The sequence below is a fragment of the Pseudomonas sp. GW821-FHT05H12 genome (genome assembly GCF_059419385.1).
In genome coordinates, this window is sequence record NZ_JBWKRS010000012.1 from 70,502 (window position 1) to 89,270 (window position 18,769).

Sequence of the window (18,769 nt, forward strand, 5' to 3'; positions counted from 1 at the left end):
CCCCCCCCCCCCCCCCCCCCCCCCCCCCCCCCCCCCCCCCCCCCCCGGGCTCCTACAGGAGGGTATTCACCTAACTGCCTTTGTTGCCTTTTTCATGCGCCGGGTCGTAGACCTTGGTCAGGTCACCCCCCAGGCGGAACGTCTTGAACGGTTGCATGCCGTGCTTGCGCTCCACCACATCCGGGGCGCAGGTGTAGAGGGTGCAGAAAGGTTCGAGCCAGGCGAATTTCATGTCCTGCTTCAAGTCCTTCATGTCCTGTTCCTTGCCGTTCTTCTGCTCGAAGATGTCCGGGTCTTTGACCCCGGCCAGCACCTTGTCGCCCAGGCGCTTGAGTGCGCTGTTGTTTTCCTGGCGCAGATCCACACCGTTGACCAGGGCAAAACTGGCGATCATCGACAGCGGCGGCAGGGCGTAGTTGTGGTACGACAGGGCGCGTTGCTGACGCTTCAATTCGTTGGGCAGGAAGCCCTGGTCATCGACCTGGTTCACGCCGACCTTGTATTCCTTCACCGCCCAATCAAACAGGTCGCGACGGTTGGTGGCGACGGACGTTGCCATCACCGACCACGCAGCCCAGTAGGAGTGGTTGTTGGTTTTTTCCAGAGGCAGGTTGTCCCAGTCGCTGACGACCTGATCGGCGAGTTTGTTGAACCATGCCTCGATCAACTGCGATTCCTGCTGGTGGTTGGCCAGCGGGTGGGAGTCGGAAAACTTCAGGCGCACATAGGCCGACGCCATGCTGCCCAGCGCCCATTTGCGCATGGACTTGCCGGTGTGGTTGAAGTCCTTGGACATCAGCGCATCCGCCTTGGCCCAGCTGGTCAGCCAGTTCAGGGTGCATTCCAACTGCTCCGGGCGACCGTCGCGCATGAACTGCATCACGCGCTTGCTGGTGTCTTTTTCCAGCTTGGTGATGTCGGCCGTGCTGTCGCGAAAGGCTTTTTCAGATTGCACGTTCAGCGTGGCGCGAGCTTTGTCCGAACCTTCGTACTTGCTGCGAAATTGCAGCGAACCGGTGTACGGCGCCGGCATGGCGTCGCAGTCATTCTTGAAGTCGCCGGTCTTGAACGCCTCGATCGGGGCGAAATAGCCCTGAGGCGGGCGCAGTGGCGCGGCGGCGTTGACCGAGCCTGCGAAGATCGCAAGGCCCAGTAACGTAGGGATCAATAACTTCTGCATAGGTAACCTCATTGCCCAGTTGAAGCGGTCTGTTGACCACCGGCTGGGAATACGTTGCGTGTGCAAATTTTCGCTTCAACCTTCTGCGCGGCCTGGCCTGCTTCGGGGCCCTGGACTTCCACGGCCAGCAAGTTCTGCGAGGCCCAGTCTTCATCGGTGCGCAGTTCGAAGGCGAAACGCCCGTCTGTATCGGATGTTTCGGGTTTTTCGATCTTCAGGTCCTCGTGGCGCCCGTTCATGTACCAGAGGGTGGCTTGCAAGGTTTTCACCGACGGGTCGGCGAAGCGGATATCAACCTGGTGACTGGCGTTACGCAGGTCTTTGTTCGAACTGTTGACCAGCAATTCGTTCTTGCCGGGTTTCAAGGTGGTGCTGGAGGTCATCTGCGCGGTCTTGCCTTCGCAGCCGTTGTCGAGCAACGCCATCATCTGGCGGTAGATGGTTTCCTGGTCCAGGCGGTACAGCGGCGAGAATTCCCAGATGAGGATTTTCGGCGGGCTCTTCTGGAATTCATCGCTGCCCAGGTACTGGATCATCGAGCCTTCCAGGCCACCGCCCGGGAAGGCGACGTTGAGGATGTCAGCGCCGATTTCCTGTTCCAGGAAGCCCGCGAAGTTGTAGTTCTTGCCGCTGTGGCTGGTGCCCACCAGGGTGATCTGCGGGTTGCCCGAATCGCCGAACAGGTCGCCGTCACCCGCTTCGCCCTTGGGCTCGGTGGTGAACTGGTCCATGTACTGGATCGCGTAGCTGGTGCCACACAGTTGCCCGGCCATATTGTGCAGGGTGCCGGTCTTGCCCATGCGCCCGGAGCGCTTGGTCTCGAATTCGCGCTTGGGAATGTCGGCGAACTCAGGCATGGCGCGCACTTTTTCACCGACGATTTTCGCCGTGCGTTGGGCGCCGTACGGCGTCCAGTGTTGGTCACCACGGAAGTAGAAATCGTGGGCCGGCAGTTCATCCGGCAGTTGCTCGTTGGTCAATGGCGACAGGTCCGGCACCACGTAGCCCATTTTGGCGAAACGGCCGAGCATGGTTTTGTAGTTGGCCAGGGCCTTGTCGAAATCGAACTTGGCTTTTTCTTCAGGATTGAGCTTGTTGCGGTTCACCAAACCACGGGTCGGCTGGTAGACCACCACCAGTTCCACGCCCTTGGCCTTGAACGCATCGTGCAGTTGCTGCATGCGCTTGTAGCCGGCCGGGCTGGTGTCGAACTCGGTGCGCAGGTCTTCCTGGGTACGGAACAACCAGTCGCCCTGGGCTTGCACCAGGGTGGTGAAGTTCTGCTGGTAGCGCGTGGTGTAGTTGCGCGCATCGTGGGCGGCCGGGCACAGGCTGCAGCAGGGTTCGGCAGTAAAGGTCGGGGCCTTTACTTCATCGGCGCGTACGCCCTGGCTGGCCGCCAGCAGGCCGAGGGTCAGACCCGAGAGGCTCAGCAGTTTGATCATGTTTGGGTGCATAAGGGTCATCCTCAGTCCTGCATTTCGGTCTGGCGTTCGACAGGGTCGATCAGCACGGCTTTCTGCTGGCGCACCAGCAGGTCGAGAATTTCTTCCTGGCGATCACCAAGAACGCCGGAGAAGCTGATGCCACTGGATTTGGTCGGCGCCAGCATCGACACGCGGTACAGCTCGATGCTCAACGGCGAGTCGATCGACAGCGGCCCGCTGCCGTTACCGGCCAGCTCGCCTCCCACCAGGATCAGCGAGACCTTGGCGTCGAACGGGTCGAGGGCGATGTCGCGGTCGGTGTCGGTCAAGTCCTTGATGTGGCCGTACACGCCGGTGAGGCCGTTGGCCATGGCGGTGTTTTCGTACAGCTTGATGTTCACGCTGTTACGCACGCGGATGCCGTGGCGACGGTTGCTGATCACCTTGTTGCCCCACAGCAGGTTGTCGCCGCTCTCATAGAGGGTGATGCCGTCGGTGTGGTTGCGGTAGATCTCGTTGTCGGCGATCAGGTTGTTCACGCTGTTACGGTCGATCACCAGGCCCGACAACTTGTTGTCGTAGCTGCGGTTGTTGAAGATGAAGCTGTCGTTCACTTCCCGCGAAATGATGATGCCGTGCTTCTTCTTGGTGCCGTACACGGTGTTGTCCGCAATGATCAGGCCGTGGGAACGGTCGTGGGGGTCAATGCCGTAGACGATGTTGTCTTTGTAGGTATTGCCCTTGAGCACAAAGCCGGTGGTTTCGTAGCAGTAGAAGCCGTACCACATGTCCGAGAACTCGGAATCAATAATCCAGCCAGTCGGCTCCGGGCGCTTGAGCACCTTGGCCATGTTCGGCGTGTACTGGGAAATACTCACCCCGTACGACTTACTGTTGGCGTAGCCGAAGCTGGCCATCTTGCTGTTGGCGACGTAGGTTTCGGTGCCGCCCCAGGCCAGCAGGAACGGGCGGAATTCCTTGGGCGACTTGAACAGCGCCGGGCCGTTGGCCTTTTCGCTCCAGCCGGTAATTTTGGTGTCACGCACAAACAGCTGGCCGTCGTTGATCAGGAACGAACCGGCCTCTTGGGACAGGTGCAATTCCTGGGTCTTCTTGTCGATTTCCAGGATGCCTTTGCGCCCGACCACAATCGGAAGCTTGGCCAGGAACACACCCGGTGAGGTTTCGCTGAAGTACTGCTTGGGCACCTTGCCCAGCAGGTCCTTGAGGTTCATGTAGCCGTCATCGACGAAGATCGCCTGGGGAATGCCGTGCTGGCGCACCACCCATTCGGCCATCTTGTTGTCACCGCCGATAAAGTCCTTGAGGGCGTCTTCCTGCATCATGCGGCGCAGGCTGATTTTGCCCGGCTTGGTCCGCACGATTTTCTTTTCCATCGCCGCAGCGGTGTAGCCGGACAGATCAGGCAGGGCCGGTTTATCCATTTCCAGTGGCGCCGTCGGCGGGCTGGAAATGGTGTAGGTCTTGGCCTGTTGCAGCTCTTTGGCGATGGTCGGCGCCTTCACCGCCGCACCGTCGGCAAAGGCCGAAGTGCTGGCCAGCAGCATGGCTGCGACCAGCAGGCTGACCGAGCCTTTGAGGGCTTGAGGGTTCATCGCGCAGGCTCCCATCAGAATTTCCAGATCACGTCGACAAAGGCGCGGTGCATGTACGAGTCCACCTGGCTGCCATAGGCGTCACCCGGTTTGAACACGCCTGCACGAAAGCGCACCAGGGCCGACGGTTCGTCGATCGACTGGCTGAGCGCGGCCGGCAGCAGGCCTTTTTTGAAGTACTTGGTGACGACCAGGTCCATCTCTTGGCCCAGGTCTTTTTTGCCGTCTTCAAGGGGCAGGGAGGTGCTGGACAGGATCGCGCCGGTCACGTCATCGGTGTTGTTCTGCACCGCATCGATGCCGTTGCTGCCCACTGGCTTGTTGCCGTCGACACGCCAGAACTTGTGGTACACCAGGCTGGCGTCGTAGTCCTCGCGCAGCTGCCAGGAACCGAAGAGGCTCATGGACTGCATGTTGTTCATCTCGCCACGGAACGCTTCGCCGAAACGGTGCAGGCGCGATTGGGTGCCGGTCCAGTTGGAGCGGTTGCTTTGCAGGCCGTTCTGTTCGTACTCGGCGCTGGCGCGGGCATAGGCCGCGCCTACTTGCCATTGCGGGTCCAGACGCAGGCGGATACCCAGGTCGGTGGCCCAGCCGTTCACGTCATCGCTGCGCTTGGCATTCGTTGGGCGGGTGCCGTCGGCGTTCAGCGCGTTGACCGTGTCACGGTTGCCCTGCATGCCGGTGACGCTGGCCCAGTAGTTGACGGTGTTGGTGTTACGCCAGTTGTAGGCATCGCTGTTGGCTTCGATGCCGAGCCAGGTCAGGTCGCCGTTTTCGCGCTTGTCCAGCGGGTCGGAAGCCACACCCGGTTCGGCGTAGTCGAGCTTGCCGTCGTCATGGGTGTGGTGACCGCGCAGGCCGATCCACTGGCCCGGCGTCCACTGGTAGGCAGCGTCGGCGTAGAAGTGTTGGCGGTCTTTGTCCTTGGGCGACAGTTCCTTGAGGTCGGTGCGGTATTCGCTGAAGCGTTCAGCGGCGCCGATATTGGCCTTGAGCAAGGTGGTGTCGAAGGTCCAGTTCAGCGCCTCGATGTTGGTGTCGCGCCATTGGCCGTCGTCATTGCGCAGGCGCTGGCGACCGAACTTGAGGATTTCGCCGGGGTAGGGCGTGAAGCCGCTGTAGCCGACCCAGAATTCGCGCAGGGCCAGGTAGTTTTTCTTGGCTTTGCGGTCATCGTTGCTCGACTGTTCTGTGGTGTCATCGGCCGACTGTTGCAGGGTGTCGGTCTCGATGATGTCGCTGGAGGTCACGGCCTGGCCCATGGCGTAGGCGCTCCACGCGCCGCTTTCGCCATAGATCCACGGGCGCAGGTCGAGGCCGATGCCGTTGACGTCGCCGCCTTTCTGGGTGCCGAGGTCGCGGTCATCTTCGGACTGCGCGGTGGCTTTGACTTCCAGGCCGAAGTTCTTGGCTTCGGTGAGCGCAGCCAGGGTCGGGCACGACCACAACAAGGCGAAGGTCAGGCCGATACCGGCCTTGACGAATGGGTTGAGCTTCATAGGGATTCCTCGCCGTCTTCTTCATCCAGGGCGTGCAGTTGCAGCGTGCTCTGGGCCAGGGTGCCGCGGGCGGCCAGCTCTTGTTGCACCAGGCGTTGGCCCTGGGTGCGTTGCTCCGGGGTCAGCGGGGCTTCGAGTTGCGTGGCCAAGTCGTTGGCCTCTGGCGTGTCCTGGGCTTTAGCCAACTGGCTGAAGACATAGGCGTTCAATGGGTCGGGCTTGGTGCCCTTGCCTTGGGAAAACAATTGGGCGATGGCGAAGTCGGCGCTGTTCTGGCCATTGCGCGCAGCGGTCAGCAAGTGATCCAGGGCTTTTTGCGGGTAAACCTTGCCCAGGTAGCCACGGCGGTAGATCTGGCCGAGGTAGTAATCGGCGGCCACTTCCTTGCCCACGGCTTTTTCGAAGTGCGCTTCGGCGGCCTTGGCATCGGCCGGCACCCACTTGCCTTCGTAGTAGAGCTTGCCCAGCAACAGCTCGGCGCGCGGCTGGTCGGCGGCGCGGCCGTTGTCCAGGTACTTCATCATCTGGTCGACGTCGCCCAGTTCCGGGAAGTCGTAGAGCAGTTGCGCCAGGCTGACCCAGGACGCCGGGTAGCCAGGGGCGATTTTTTCCAGCAGGGCCTGGGCGGTTTTCTCGTCTGGCTTGCCCAGGGAGGCATCGCCGAGTACGCGAGCAACGCTGTCGACCCGTTGTGCAGTGACGGTGCCACGGCTGTAGCCGGCTTCCATTTGCTTGAGCAGTTCGGCCTGTTTTTCCGGCTCGGCTTTTTTCTGGTAGACCGTGGCCAGCTCGACGTAGCAGATATCGGTGGTGTTCAGCGCGGCCTTGCAGATGCGCTCCACATCATCCAGGTGCTGGTCGTAGGTGCCTTGGGTGCGATACAGCAGCACCTGGGCCAGACCGGCTTCCGGATAACCCGCGGCCTGCCACTTGCTGATCTGCTGCTGGGCGTTCACGTTCGGGAAACTGTGAGGGTATTGCAGGTAGAGCATCGCCAGCGGGATCAGGGTGTTGCCTTCGCCATTGGCAAAAGCCTTTTTCAACAGGCCTTCGGCTTCGTGTTGCTCGGCTTCGGTGGCACCGGGCTTGGCCACCAGCAGACGGCCGAGGCGAGCCTGGGCACGCGGCGACGTGTCAGCGGCGGCGCGGTAGGTGGCTTCGGCCTGGCGGATCTGCTCGGGGTCACGGGTGGTCACCTGGATATCGGCCAGGCCCACTTGGGCCTCGCTGTAACCCAGGTCAGCCAGTTGCTGGTAATTCTGCTGGGCGGTGACGGTGTCGCCACGCTTGAGCGCTTCATTGGCCAGGCGCTGGTCGGGCAGGCCGGCGCAACCGGCGAGGCTGACGGCCAGTGCCAGAGCACAATACACGGCGGCTGCATGCGATCTGCCTTGTGTGGGAGCTGGCTTGCCTGCGATGCGGGCACCTCGGTGTATCGGGTGTACCGAGTCGATGCCATCGCGGGCAAGCCCGGCTCCCACAGAGGGGAGTGGTGTGTTTGGGAGAGTCATCACAGGCATGTCCTCTGCTTACAGACCGTTGGCCATGGCTTTATCGATCAGCCAGTTCAGCGAAGGGCCACGGTCGCTGGTCACTTCCACCGGGCGGCCGGCGTAGGTGCTGTCCAGCGGTGCGTCAGGCTTGATCTGTACGCGGATGTCGGAGGACAGGTCGGCGCTGTTCAGGCTGGTGCTGCTGACGATGGTGCCGGTGCGGATCTGTTCTTCGTCGGCCACCTGGAAGCTCACCGGCGTGCCTGGGCGCACGTCAGCGAACTGGCGATAGGTGAAGCGCGCTTCCACGTTGGCCTGGCTGCCGCGTGGCACCAGTTGGAAGATCACGTCGCCTTTGCTGGCGTATTGGCCGTCGGCGACCATTTGCTGGGCTACCACGCAGTCGCACGGCGACGTCAGGGTGCCGGTCATTTGTTTGCCGAACAGCTCTTCAACCTTGGCCGGTTGCAGTTGGTCTTCGTCCAGGTGGCCCTTGAGCACATCGAGCATGCTGGTGCTGAAGGTGGCGAGCGGCGCGCCTTTGGCAGCCACGGCGTCACCTTTGAGCAGGCTCTGCACGGTGCCGTCGCGTGGCATGGTCACGTTCATGCCGGGCACGCTGACCAGGCCGGCCTGGGCGTGGCTGACGAAGTACATGCCGTACACCGACTTGAACACGAAACCGAACGCGGCCAGGCCGACGATGAAGATACCGGCGCTGAAGGTCACCGCACGCAGGCGGCCAAAGGCGGTCATGCCACTGCCACTGTCCTTGACCTTGCGCGCCTTGGTGAAGTTGTCGCGTTGCAGGGTCGCCAGCACGTCGCCCATGGTCACGATGTCACCGGACAAGTGCGAAGTGATCAGGTGGCGCAGGGTGGAAATATCCTGGGGTTCCAGGTTCTGGAACTGGCAACCGGTGCGGCCGGTCTGGCGGTCGTAGGAGCGGATTTGCAGTTCCACGTCCATGGCCAGGCCCAGGTTGTCGATCACAAACTGCAGGCGGCCCTTGTGCACTTCGCCGACGGTCAACGGCTGGGTGGAGGTGAAGGCCAGGCCGCCGGCAGACAGGTCGATGACCCGTGCTTCGGTCGGTGTGCGGTCAGTGTTGAAAAAGCGCAGCTTGGCCGGGATTTTCACGCGGGCATGTTGGCGCTGGGCTTCGGATTCGTGGACAACGTTGACGTTTGCTTGGCTATTCATCGGTGTAATTCCTAGGTTAATTCAGGCTTGGCAGGGTCAGACCATCATCAGCAACACGGCGACGAAAATGCTGCCGGCGGAGAAGGTCATGGTCCGAGACGACCAGGTGTTGAACCAACGTTGAAAGCTGGCCAAATCGCGGGTCAGTTTGGTGTCCTGGCGGGTCCAGGACTGTTGATCAAGGCGGAAGAACACGTAGATCTTCACCAGCGCGCCCATGATCTGGTTGTAATAGAGAATCACCGGGTAGGCCGGGCCGATCTTGTGGCCGGAACACGACAGCAACAGGGTGAGAATCAGGCGGGTGATGCCGATCCACAGCAGGTAAGCGAGGATGAACGCGCCGCCGTACTTGAAGGTGGCGATGAACGCGACCGTCAGGCCGAGCAGGGACGTCCACATCGACACACGCTGGTCGAACAGCACGATGCTGGTGAACAGACCGAGGCGGCGCACACCCAGGCCCAGGGCGCGGGAGTTCTGGCGCAGGTTGTTGCCGTACCAGCGGAACATCAGCTTGCGGCTGGCCTTGATAAAGCTTTTTTCCGGCGGGTGTTCCACGGTGTTGATCGCGGCGTCCGGTACGTAGAAGGTGTCGTAGCCCAGGCGCATCAGGCTGAACCAGCTGGACTTGTCGTCACCGGTGAGGAACTTGAAGCGGCCCAGGCGCCAGTGTTGCAGCGAGTCGCTTTCCACGTCGGCGATAAAGCCCGGGTCAGTCACTACGCTGGCACGGAACACCGACATGCGACCGGTCATGGTCAGCACGCGCTTGGACAGGGCCATGGAGCACATGTTGATGTGGCGTTGGGCGAAGCGCAGCTTGTGCCATTCGCTCATGATGTAGCCGCCACGCACTTCGCAGAATTCGTTGGTGGTGAGGCCACCGACGTTGCCGAACAGCTGGAACCACGGCACGGTCTTGCGCACGACGCCTTCGGCGAGCACGGTGTCGCCATCGATCACGGCGACCACGGCGCGGTCATCCGGCAGGTGGCGGGAGATGGCACGGAAACCGAAGGCCAGGCCGTCACGCTTGCCGGTACCGGCGATGCGCACGAAGTCGAGCTTCACGTGCTCCGGTGGGTTCATGCGTTCCCACAGGCTTTTCACCAGCAGTTCATCGGACATTTCCACCAGCGAGCACACCACGGTGGTGGGGAAACCGCATTCGATGGCTTCGCGGATCACCGAGCTGTAGACCTGCGCGGTGGTCAGCGCGTCGATACGAAAACTGGTGACCATCAGGAACACATGGGACGGGTCGGCGGCCTTGCCCAGTTTGCGCACTTTGCGGCGCAGGTGCGGGTAGACCACGTACAAAAACAGCATGCCGCGAAAGAAATGCGTAGCACCCATCGAGTAGCGCCAGATACCGACGGCGCCAATCAGGAAAATAAAATTCTTCGACTCCGAGTCGAACGTACTCGCCGGCAGCAGCAGGGCGAGTCCCATCAGCAGGCTGAGGAAGAACAGCCAGCCGGCGGATTGCAGTAGTACATGTTTTAACTTGGACATAAGCGTCATCCGAAGGTGAAGGAGGTTCCAGGCGGCAGGCGCTGGGGATGGAAACGCCTGCCGCCTGGAACTTGCCGTTGCTGTTACCAGCAAATGCCTTCGGTACGACCGGTCGCACAGGTGGCCTTGGACATGAAGCCCACCAGGTCGATCACTTGCTTGCCGTGCGGAGCGTTCTGCGCCAGGGCGCGGAATTTCTCGTCGCGGTTGCCGAGGATGATCACGTCGGAGTTGTTGATCACATCATCGAAGTCCGAGTTGAGCAGGGACGACACGTGCGGGATCTTGCCCTCGATGTAGTCCTTGTTCGCGCCGTGGACACGGGCGTATTCGACGTTGCTGTCGTAGATGCTCAGGTCGTAGCCCTTGCCGATCAGCATTTCGGCCAGGTCAACCAGCGGGCTTTCACGCAGGTCGTCGGTGCCGGCCTTGAAGCTCAGGCCCAGCAGCGCGACTTTGCGTTTGTCGTGGCTGGAAACGATGTCGAAGGCGTTCTGTACCTGGGACTCGTTGCTGCGCATCAGCGAGTTGAGCAGCGGCGCTTCCACGTCCAGAGAGCCGGCACGGTAGGTGAGGGCGCGCACGTCTTTGGGCAGGCACGAACCGCCGAAAGCGAAGCCTGGGCGCATGTAGTACTGGGACAGGTTGAGGGTCTTGTCCTGGCACACCACTTCCATCACTTCACGGCCATCGACGCCGACGGCCTTGGCGATGTTGCCGATCTCGTTGGCGAAGGTCACCTTGGTGGCGTGCCACACGTTGCAGGTGTACTTGATCATTTCGGCAACGGCGATGTCCTTGCGGATGATCGGTGCATCGAGTTCTTCGTAGAGCGACTGCAGGACATCGCCGGAGGCTTTGTCGAACTCGCCGATCACGGTCATCGGTGGCAAGTCGTAGTCGGCGATGGCGGTGGACTCACGCAGGAATTCCGGGTTGACCGCGACGCCGAAGTCGACACCGGCTTTTTTGCCCGAGCAGTCTTCGAGGATCGGAATCACCACGTTGGCCACGGTGCCTGGCAGCACGGTGCTGCGCACGACCACGGTGTGGCGGGTGGTTTTGTCACGCAGGACAAAACCGATCTCGCGGCACACGGCTTCGATGTAGTCGAGTTCCAGGTCACCGTTTTTCTTGCTCGGCGTACCGACACAGATCATCGACAGGTCAGTGTCACGGATGGCGTCGGCGAAGTTGGTGGTACCGCGCAGTCGACCGGTTTCGATCCCCTGGCTCAACAGTTCACCCAGACCCGGTTCAACGATTGGCGATTTGCCCGCATTGATCAGGTCGATCTTTTCCTTGGAGATGTCTACGCCCACCACTTCGTGGCCACGGGCAGACAGGCAACCGGCACACACTGCGCCAACGTAACCCAAACCAAATATGCTGATGCGCATCGCATTTACCTCTTGTCATTGAAGACGATTTTAATCATGCCAATTAGATGGCCGGAGTTCATGTTTGCAAGCGTCACTGTTGCCGCGGAAGTTAGACGAATAGACGCCGACTTACCGCGTACAGGCATGTTAAATAGCGAGTGACTAACTATTGCACTCAAGTTGTGCGCAACTTGGCCTTGTTATTGGGGCTTGCCCTGAAATGCAGCCGGGCTACCTTTGAGAAGGGCCCGACGCCGGTGCCGCAGGGGCTTGATAGAGGCTTAAAGCCCTTAATTATCAATCACCTGGGTGTCACCACCGACACATTTAGGTAAGCGCTGCGTTGGCCTATAGGGGATAGCAACCAGTCCTTATCGCCGCCCTCAACTCAATTCAGTTGATGATATGACCCGTGAGTCAAAGTTGATGGGGCAACTTTGCTACTTCCTTGGGTCGCTATGTAAGTCATCTCCTACAGAAACAGAGAATTTCGTTACCGGTGGTATGAGCCGTGCGTTTTGGCGAAGTTCCAGGCCGCTCATCCTGTTTCCGGAAATTTCTTGAAATATTAGGAAAGATGGCACTAGTACTATAGTGATAGCACTTGCTATTTGGGCCAGTAGTTGTGGGGAGTTGGTGCGGGGAGATAGTTTTGTGCCACTACTGTTTAAAAAAAGTGGTGCCACTACGAAAAAAAATGAGAATTGTCGAGTGAAAGATTCGTTAGGAATGCGTCAAGATATTTTTTGACGCCAAAATGATGACGGTTCGGTGGGCGAAATGCGGTTAAAAAATGTGGGAGCTGGCTTGCCTGCGATGGCGGTGTTGAATTCACCGACGCTATCGCAGGCAAGCCAGCTCCCACATTCGAACATCTGTGCTTTCGAGGGCTTTATTCCGGTGCGTGATCGCGCAGGAACACCAGGTTGTCGGGCTTGGACTGCTCGGCATTGAAGCGATAGCCCTGCACGTCAAACTCCATGAGCCTGGCCGGGTCGTTGATGCGTTCTTCGATCACGAAGCGGCTCATCATGCCCCGGGCCTTCTTGGCGTAGAAGCTGATGATCTTGTACTGGCCGTTCTTCAGGTCCTTGAACTCGGTGTTGATGATCCGCGCGTTCAGGGCCGTGCGCTTGACCGCCGAGAAGTACTCGTTGGACGCCAGGTTCAGCAGCACGTCATCGCCTTGCTCGGCCAGGGCGTCGTTCAGCCACTCGCTGATACGGGTGCCCCAGAAGGCGTACAGGTCCTTGCCACGGGCGTTGGGCAGCTTGGTGCCCATTTCCAGGCGGTACGGCATCATCAGGTCCAGGGGGCGCAGCAGGCCGTACAGGCCCGAGAGCATGCGCAGGTGGTCCTGGGCGTAGGTGAAATCGGCGTCGCTGAAGGTTTCGGCGTTGAGGCCGGTGTACACGTCGCCCTTGAACGCCAGCAGCGCCTGCTTGGCATTGGCCGGGGTGAACGCCGGGGTCCAACTGCCGAAACGGGCAGCGTTGAGGCCGCCGATCTTGTCGGACACGTGCATCAACTCGCTGATCTGCGCCGGGCTCAGCGTGCGCAGCTGCTCGATCAGTTCCTGGGAGTGGTCCAGAAATTGCGGCTGGGTAAAGCGCTGGGTCGCAGGCGCGGTCTCGAAATCGAGGGTCTTGGCGGGTGAAATCACCGTCAGCATGAAGTCGTCTCCTTAAATCGTGGGGGGATTCTAGGGGGTTGAGGCGTTCGACTCCACCTATGGCAACGATAGAGATCGAAACTGTAGGAGCCGGCTTGCCGGCGATGGCGTCCGCAAGATCACTTCAAGTCTCCAGGGCCTCATCGCCGGCAAGCCGGCTCCTACAGGGGGCGTGGTGGATCGGCTATAGTGGCCGACGACTCTGGAAAGGGAGACCCTTTGTGCGAATTGCGCTTTTATTGTCCGCCTGCCTGTTTTGCCTGGGCGCCCAGGCCGCACCTGTGGACGTGGCCAGCCTGGACCGCGGCACCTGGCCTGAAAAGCTCAGCAGCCCCGCGCTGTTCGATGTGGCCTCACGCGCCGAAATCCTGATGTTCGCCCACAGCCTGCTGGCCAGCGAAAGCCAGGACGAAACCGCGCTCAAGCAGCGCCTGGGGTTGAAGATCATCAACCTGGCGTCCATCGACGACCTGCGCCGCCAGCTGTGGCAACGTTTGTTGGAGAACTACACCTTCGCCCAGCAGAGTTGCGAGGAGGACGCCTCGTTTTGTTACCTGGTCGAGAACATGGACGACCTGCGCGAGCAGGCTGGCAAGTTCCAGGTCAGCGAAAACTCTTTCTATATAGGCTGGGCCGGCCCGAGCCATAATTTCCACGAACGCTACCTCGATGAGTTGCTGCGCAAGGCCGCGCTGTTCCCGCAGATCAGCAGCGAAGTCGCGCGTTTTGGTGACCATGAGCGCAATGGCGATGAGCTCAACGACCGCTTGTTCTTGCTGACGTTCGACGGCGGCCCGGCGCCAGTCAGTGGCAACACCGACTGGCTCACCGATTACTTGCGCAAACAGAAGATGAACGCGACGTTCTTTGCCCTCGGCAGCAGCCTGCAGACCCGTGTGGAGCGCAGCTCTGCCGCTGATGTGCAGGCCTTGTACCAAGGCCAGTGCGTGGGTATTCAGGGCTGGCAGTACCGTTCCCACAGCCATTGGGTCGACTGGCAAAGTTCGATCACCCGCACGGCGTCGCTGGTGCAAAACCTGATGCCGGAGAACTACGTACCGCTGTTTCGCCCGCCCTACGGTCAGCGCCGGGCGGACAGCCAGGGGTTTTTCCAGTCCCAGGGGCTGCAAGTGGCGTTGTGGGACATCGACTCCCAGGATGACCCGGGCAAGCTCAAGCCCGACGAGTCGGCGCAGCGCGTGCTGACGTTGATGCTGCTGTGGCGCAAAGGGGTGATTGTGTTCCACGACACCCAGGACAAGGCGCGGGTGGCATTGCCTTTGTTGATGCAGGCAACGGCGCAAAGCGGGCTGGGTTGGCAGGACTGCCGTGAGGCGTTTCGCTGAAAAGACGAAGTGCCCGGCCCTGTTGGGGATGAGGCATTTCTGGGGCGATTTTCGAGGGTGTTTCGATGCAGGCGGACTTCCGACTTTAACGGGGTCGCTGGCACTCGGCTAGTGCTATTCGTCATCCTGAAAAATAAACTTCAAAAAAGCGTCAAAGTGCTTTTTCCTGTCATGGCTTTTGCGGTATTACGAAGTCAGATCGCCGAAACCTGCAGCACAGGTGGCGTCTTCCAAGACTCCTCATGTGGGCACTGCGCTTGACGTCACTTCAGGTGCAGTCGGTGGTCGAATCGAGGCGCAGCACCGCCCAGGTATTGCGTCGACTGGCTCCCACAAAGGTGACCGAGTATGGATGATCATGGACGTAACCCTTCTTCCGACCAGCCAATCCTTTATGTGCTTGATACCAACGTACTGATCCACGATCCAAACGCGCTGCTTAACTTCGAAGAACACCACGTCGCCATCCCGATGATCGTGCTTGAGGAGCTCGACAAACTCAAAAGCGGGCACCACAGCGTGGCCGCCGAATGCCGCCAGGCCATTCGCCTGATCGACAAGACCTTGGGCGAAGCATCGCCCGAAGACGTTGAAGTCGGTGTGCCGATCCAGCGAGGCAAAGGCGGGCCCAAGGGCTTGTTGTCGATTCTGATGAGCAAGCGCAGCGAGCCCAACAGCCTGCTGCCGGAAAACCTGAACGACAACAAAATCATCAACCAATTGATCGACCTGCACGCTCGCGACAAGGACCTGCGCGTGGTGCTGGTGACCAAAGACATCAATATGCGCCTCAAGGCACGAGCGTGTGGGATCGCTGCCGAGGACTACAGCACCGACCAACTGGTCGACGACGTGTCGATGCTCTCCCGGGGTTATCACATGATGACCGGCTCGTTCTGGGACCGCGTCAGCAAGGTCGAAACCCGTCAGGACCATGGCCGCACCTGGCACCAGGTTCAGCTGATCGACAACCTGCCGGCCGTGCACATCAATGAATTCATCGTCGACGAGCAGGGCTTCGTGGGCTGGATCAAAGAGATTCAGGTCGACAAGCTGCTGATCCTCGACCTGCATCAGGAACCCCTGTTGCACCAGGAAGCCTGGGGCCTGAAACCGCGTGATATCTACCAGAGCCTGGCGCTGTACGCGCTGCTCGATCCGGACATCCACCTGGTGAACCTGACCGGTGCTGCCGGTTCCGGTAAAACCATTCTCGCCCTGGCTGCCGCCATCGAGCAGACCATGGTGACCAAGCGCTATCGCCGCATCATCGCCACCCGCAGCGTGCAAGGCCTGGACCAGGAAATCGGTTTCCTGCCCGGCACCGAGGCGGAAAAAATGGAGCCGTGGCTGGGGGCGATCACCGACAACCTCGAAGCCTTGCACATGGATGACGAAAACACCCATGGCAGCGTCGACTACATCCTCAGCAAAGTGCCGTTGCAGTTCAAATCCCTCAACTACATTCGAGGTCGCAGCTTCCAGCAAAGCCTGATTTTGATCGATGAATGCCAGAACCTCACGCCGCACCAGATGAAAACCATCATCACCCGTGCCGGCGCCGGTTCCAAAGTGGTGTGCCTGGGCAACCTGGCACAGATCGACACCCCTTACCTGTCCGCGACCAGCTCCGGGCTGACCTACCTGACGGAACGCTTCAAAGACTTCCCGAACGGCGTGCACATTGCGCTGCAAGGGGTTCCACGTTCGATCCTGGCTGAATACGCCGAATCCCACCTGTAACCGATCCATAGGGACCGGGCTTTTTGTGGGAGCTGGCTTGCCTGCGATAGCATCACCACGGTGTAGCTGATACACCGCGGTGCCTGCATCGCAGGCAAGCCAGCTCCCACATTTGTTATGCGTTAGGTTTACAATCGCTGCTCCTGATCAGGAGTATCCCTGTGCTGACTCATCTCGATTCCCAAGGTCGCGCCCACATGGTCGACGTCACCGACAAAGCCGTGACGTTCCGTGAAGCGGTGGCCGAAGCGCGGGTGCGCATGTTGCCCGAGACCCTGAAAATGATCGTCGACGGCGCCCACCCCAAGGGCGACGTGTTTGCCGTGGCCCGCATCGCCGGGATCCAGGCAGCAAAAAAAACCAGCGACCTGATCCCCCTGTGCCACCCGTTGATGCTGACTGGCGTCAAGGTGGAACTCAGCGCCGACGGCGTGGACGCGGTGCACATCCTGGCGCGCTGCAAACTCTCCGGCCAGACCGGCGTAGAGATGGAGGCCCTCACGGCCGCCAGCGTCGCCGCACTGACCATTTACGACATGTGCAAAGCGGTAGACCGCGGCATGACCATCGAAAATATCCGTCTGCTGGAAAAGCTCGGCGGTAAAAGCGGGCACTTCAAGGCGGACCAGGCATGAGCATCAACGTATTGTTTTTCGCACGCTACGCCGAGGCGGTGGGGTTTGACTCGCTGGAGATGGAGGGCGACTTTGCCACCGTCGATGCCGTACGGCAGGCCCTGGCCAGCGACCCTGAGTTTGCGGTGCTCAACGAAGCCAGCCTGATGTGCGCGCGCAACGAAGAATTGTGCGGCCTCGATGAGCCCGTGCAAGCCGGCGATGAAGTGGCGTTCTTCCCGCCCGTGACCGGAGGCTGACCATGGCCATTCGTGTGCAGGCCCAGGCGTTCGATCCCGGTGCCGAAGTCAACGCGATGCACGCGGCCAATGTCGGCGTCGGCGCGGTGGTGAGCTTTGTCGGCTATGTACGCGACTTCAACGACGGCTTCGATGTGGCGGGGATGTTCCTCGAGCATTACCCCGGCATGACCGAAAAAGCCCTGGCCAAGATCGCCGTGGAAGCCGAGCAGCGTTGGCCGTTGCTCAAGCTGGAAGTGCTGCACCGCATTGGCGCCCTGGAGCCGGGCGAGCCTATCGTCTTCGTGGGTGCCGCCAGTGCCCATCGCCAGGCGGCGTTTGATGCCTGTGCGTTTGTGATGGATTACCTCAAGACCCGTGCGCCGTTCTGGAAAAAAGAAAACACCAGCGCAGGCCCGCGCTGGGTGGAAGGGCGCAGCAGCGATCACGCTGCCGCAGACCGCTGGAAATAACCCCGTAGGAGCCGGCTTGCCGGCGATAGGGCCCTTGAGCCTTGTGCCCAACCAGAGGGCCTCATCGCCGGCAAGCCGGCTCCTACAGGGTGGGTTTCAATCGGGCCGGCGACAGCATCGCCTCGGTCAACCCAAGCCCGGTCAGTGAGTCGGGCAACGGCTCCCCTCGCACCAGCGCCGCGCTGGCCTGCCCCATGGCCGGGGAGGTCTGGATGCCGTAACCGCCTTGGGCGGCCACCCAGAACAACCCTTCCACGTGTGAATCAAACCCGCACACCAAGTCGCCGTCACTGACAAAACTGCGCAGCCCTGCCCACGTGCGGGTCGGGCGGCGGATGGTCAGGGTGGTGGCTTCTTCGATGTGGTAGATGCCCATGGCAATGTCCAGTTCTTCGGGCTGCACGTCGTGGGGGTCTACCGGGTCGGCGTTGGCGGGTGAGCCAAGAAACATGCCGGCGTCCGGCTTCATGTAGAACGAACCGTCCAACGCCGCCAGCTCGGGCCAGGCGTTGATATTCACATCCCCGGGCGGGGCGAAGATAAACGCGCTGCGGCGCTTGGGTTGCAGGCCGATCGGGCGTGCACCAACCAAGGCGCCGATCTGGTCGGCCCAGGCGCCGGCGGCATTGATCACCACCGGCGCGGTGAACATGTGGTGCGCCGTGTGTACTTGCCAGTGGCCTTGGCTGTCGCGGTGCAGCTGTTGTGCTTCGCTGTCGGTGTGGATCTCGCCCCCATTGCGCCGAATACCGCGCAAGTAGCCTTGGTACAGCGCGTCGGTGTCGATATCGCAGACGGTCGGGTCGTAGATCGCGCCGTGTACTTTTTCCGGGCGCAGGATCGGCATCATCTCCAAGGCGTCATCGGCGTCCAGCAAACGGGTAGCGGGCACCAAAGCCTTGGCGCTCTGGTAGTGGCGCTGCAGCTCCTCGGCGTCACCCACCAGGTCGACGATGATTTCGCCACGGGGTGTCAGCAAGGGATGCTCGGTAAAACCGGTAGGTGGGTGGTCGAAGAAGGCGCGGCTGCCGAGGGTCAGGGCGCGTACCTGCGGTGTGCCGTAGGCGGCGATGTAGAGCGCGGCAGAGCGGCCGGTGGAGTGGTAGCCCGGCATGGACTCACGCTCCAGCACGATGACGCGGGCGTGTTGTGACAGCCAGTAGCCGGTCGAGGCACCGGCAATGCCGCCGCCGATGATGAGGTAGTCGGCGTGGTTCATGGTTCCTCCTGGAATCCTCATTTCTAAGCAGGAACCCGATCCACTGCAGGAGCCGGCTTGCCGGCGATAGCTACCCCAAGGCCAGCGGCGATCTTGGGGCCCTCATCGCAGGCAAGCCAGCTCCCACACAAGCCAGCTCCTA

15 protein-coding genes are annotated in these 18,769 nt (G+C 60.8%); 5 read left to right on the forward strand and 10 right to left on the reverse strand.

The window, feature by feature from the left end; genetic code table 11:
- Nucleotides 1-70: 70 nt before the first annotated feature.
- The 9 genes from AC07SU_RS12930 to yaaA all read right to left on the reverse strand — a co-directional run bounded on the left by AC07SU_RS12930 (nucleotide 71) and on the right by yaaA (nucleotide 12,993).
- On the reverse strand, nucleotides 71-1,180 hold the full coding sequence (locus AC07SU_RS12930) for a mannuronate-specific alginate lyase (RefSeq protein WP_494997228.1): 1,110 nt from the start codon (nucleotides 1,178-1,180) through the stop codon (nucleotides 71-73).
- An 8-nt stretch (nucleotides 1,181-1,188) separates the two neighbouring features.
- Nucleotides 1,189-2,637: an alginate O-acetyltransferase gene (locus AC07SU_RS12935; RefSeq protein ID WP_494997286.1), complete on the reverse strand. Its 1,449-nt coding sequence runs from the start codon at nucleotides 2,635-2,637 to the stop codon at nucleotides 1,189-1,191.
- An 11-nt stretch (nucleotides 2,638-2,648) separates the two neighbouring features.
- Nucleotides 2,649-4,238, reverse strand: a complete 1,590-nt coding sequence (gene algG, locus AC07SU_RS12940; protein ID WP_494997229.1) for a mannuronan 5-epimerase AlgG — start codon at nucleotides 4,236-4,238, stop codon at nucleotides 2,649-2,651.
- Nucleotides 4,238-5,725 (reverse strand): alginate export family protein, encoded by a 1,488-nt coding sequence (locus AC07SU_RS12945; protein ID WP_176995001.1) that lies wholly within the window; start codon nucleotides 5,723-5,725, stop codon nucleotides 4,238-4,240. Before AC07SU_RS12945 ends, algG begins: the two co-directional genes overlap by 1 nt.
- Nucleotides 5,722-7,236: an alginate biosynthesis TPR repeat lipoprotein AlgK gene (gene algK, locus AC07SU_RS12950; RefSeq protein WP_494997230.1), complete on the reverse strand. Its 1,515-nt coding sequence runs from the start codon at nucleotides 7,234-7,236 to the stop codon at nucleotides 5,722-5,724. Before algK ends, AC07SU_RS12945 begins: the two co-directional genes overlap by 4 nt.
- An 18-nt stretch (nucleotides 7,237-7,254) precedes the next feature.
- Nucleotides 7,255-8,421, reverse strand: a complete 1,167-nt coding sequence (locus AC07SU_RS12955; RefSeq protein WP_176994999.1) for an alginate biosynthesis protein Alg44 — start codon at nucleotides 8,419-8,421, stop codon at nucleotides 7,255-7,257.
- 36 nt (nucleotides 8,422-8,457) lie between these two features.
- A complete protein-coding gene (gene alg8, locus AC07SU_RS12960) occupies nucleotides 8,458-9,939 on the reverse strand; it encodes a mannuronan synthase (protein ID WP_176994998.1) in 1,482 nt (493 codons plus the stop codon).
- Between the two features lie 83 nt (nucleotides 9,940-10,022).
- Entirely contained in the window at nucleotides 10,023-11,339 is a 1,317-nt protein-coding gene (locus AC07SU_RS12965) for a nucleotide sugar dehydrogenase (protein WP_176994997.1), read from the reverse strand.
- A gap of 874 nt (nucleotides 11,340-12,213) precedes the next feature.
- Nucleotides 12,214-12,993: a peroxide stress protein YaaA gene (gene yaaA, locus AC07SU_RS12970; RefSeq protein ID WP_494997231.1), complete on the reverse strand. Its 780-nt coding sequence runs from the start codon at nucleotides 12,991-12,993 to the stop codon at nucleotides 12,214-12,216.
- A 221-nt stretch (nucleotides 12,994-13,214) separates the two neighbouring features.
- Here yaaA and AC07SU_RS12975 point away from each other — a divergent pair, with 221 nt between their 5' ends.
- From AC07SU_RS12975 to moaE, 5 genes are all read left to right on the forward strand, one after another.
- Nucleotides 13,215-14,339: a polysaccharide deacetylase family protein gene (locus AC07SU_RS12975; protein WP_494997232.1), complete on the forward strand. Its 1,125-nt coding sequence runs from the start codon at nucleotides 13,215-13,217 to the stop codon at nucleotides 14,337-14,339.
- Nucleotides 14,340-14,687: 348 nt separating this feature from the next.
- A complete protein-coding gene (locus AC07SU_RS12980; RefSeq protein WP_003188745.1) occupies nucleotides 14,688-16,082 on the forward strand; it encodes a PhoH family protein in 1,395 nt (464 codons plus the stop codon).
- Between the two features lie 161 nt (nucleotides 16,083-16,243).
- A complete protein-coding gene (moaC, locus tag AC07SU_RS12985; RefSeq protein ID WP_176994994.1) occupies nucleotides 16,244-16,717 on the forward strand; it encodes a cyclic pyranopterin monophosphate synthase MoaC in 474 nt (157 codons plus the stop codon).
- Nucleotides 16,714-16,956 (forward strand): molybdopterin converting factor subunit 1, encoded by a 243-nt coding sequence (moaD, locus tag AC07SU_RS12990; protein WP_176994993.1) that lies wholly within the window; start codon nucleotides 16,714-16,716, stop codon nucleotides 16,954-16,956. The genes moaC and moaD overlap by 4 nt, the downstream gene beginning before the upstream one ends.
- Nucleotides 16,957-16,958: 2 nt before the next feature.
- On the forward strand, nucleotides 16,959-17,408 hold the full coding sequence (gene moaE, locus AC07SU_RS12995) for a molybdopterin synthase catalytic subunit MoaE (protein WP_494997233.1): 450 nt from the start codon (nucleotides 16,959-16,961) through the stop codon (nucleotides 17,406-17,408).
- Nucleotides 17,409-17,490: 82 nt separating this feature from the next.
- On the opposite strand, the gene AC07SU_RS13000 is transcribed toward moaE, so the two are convergent.
- On the reverse strand, nucleotides 17,491-18,627 hold the full coding sequence (locus AC07SU_RS13000) for an NAD(P)/FAD-dependent oxidoreductase (RefSeq protein ID WP_494997234.1): 1,137 nt from the start codon (nucleotides 18,625-18,627) through the stop codon (nucleotides 17,491-17,493).
- Between the last annotated feature and the right edge of the window lie 142 nt (nucleotides 18,628-18,769).

Coding starts and splice junctions, on each gene's coding strand:
- AC07SU_RS12930 (WP_494997228.1), bottom strand. CDS start 1,180: ATGCAGAAGTTATTGATCCCTACGTTACTGGGCCTTGCGATCTTCGCA.
- AC07SU_RS12935 (WP_494997286.1), bottom strand. CDS start 2,637: ATGCACCCAAACATGATCAAACTGCTGAGCCTCTCGGGTCTGACCCTC.
- algG (WP_494997229.1), bottom strand. CDS start 4,238: ATGGGAGCCTGCGCGATGAACCCTCAAGCCCTCAAAGGCTCGGTCAGC.
- AC07SU_RS12945 (WP_176995001.1), bottom strand. CDS start 5,725: ATGAAGCTCAACCCATTCGTCAAGGCCGGTATCGGCCTGACCTTCGCC.
- algK (WP_494997230.1), bottom strand. CDS start 7,236: ATGACTCTCCCAAACACACCACTCCCCTCTGTGGGAGCCGGGCTTGCC.
- AC07SU_RS12955 (WP_176994999.1), bottom strand. CDS start 8,421: ATGAATAGCCAAGCAAACGTCAACGTTGTCCACGAATCCGAAGCCCAG.
- alg8 (WP_176994998.1), bottom strand. CDS start 9,939: ATGTCCAAGTTAAAACATGTACTACTGCAATCCGCCGGCTGGCTGTTC.
- AC07SU_RS12965 (WP_176994997.1), bottom strand. CDS start 11,339: ATGCGCATCAGCATATTTGGTTTGGGTTACGTTGGCGCAGTGTGTGCC.
- yaaA (WP_494997231.1), bottom strand. CDS start 12,993: ATGCTGACGGTGATTTCACCCGCCAAGACCCTCGATTTCGAGACCGCG.
- AC07SU_RS12980 (WP_003188745.1), top strand. CDS start 14,688: ATGGATGATCATGGACGTAACCCTTCTTCCGACCAGCCAATCCTTTAT.
- moaD (WP_176994993.1), top strand. CDS start 16,714: ATGAGCATCAACGTATTGTTTTTCGCACGCTACGCCGAGGCGGTGGGG.
- moaE (WP_494997233.1), top strand. CDS start 16,959: ATGGCCATTCGTGTGCAGGCCCAGGCGTTCGATCCCGGTGCCGAAGTC.
- AC07SU_RS13000 (WP_494997234.1), bottom strand. CDS start 18,627: ATGAACCACGCCGACTACCTCATCATCGGCGGCGGCATTGCCGGTGCC.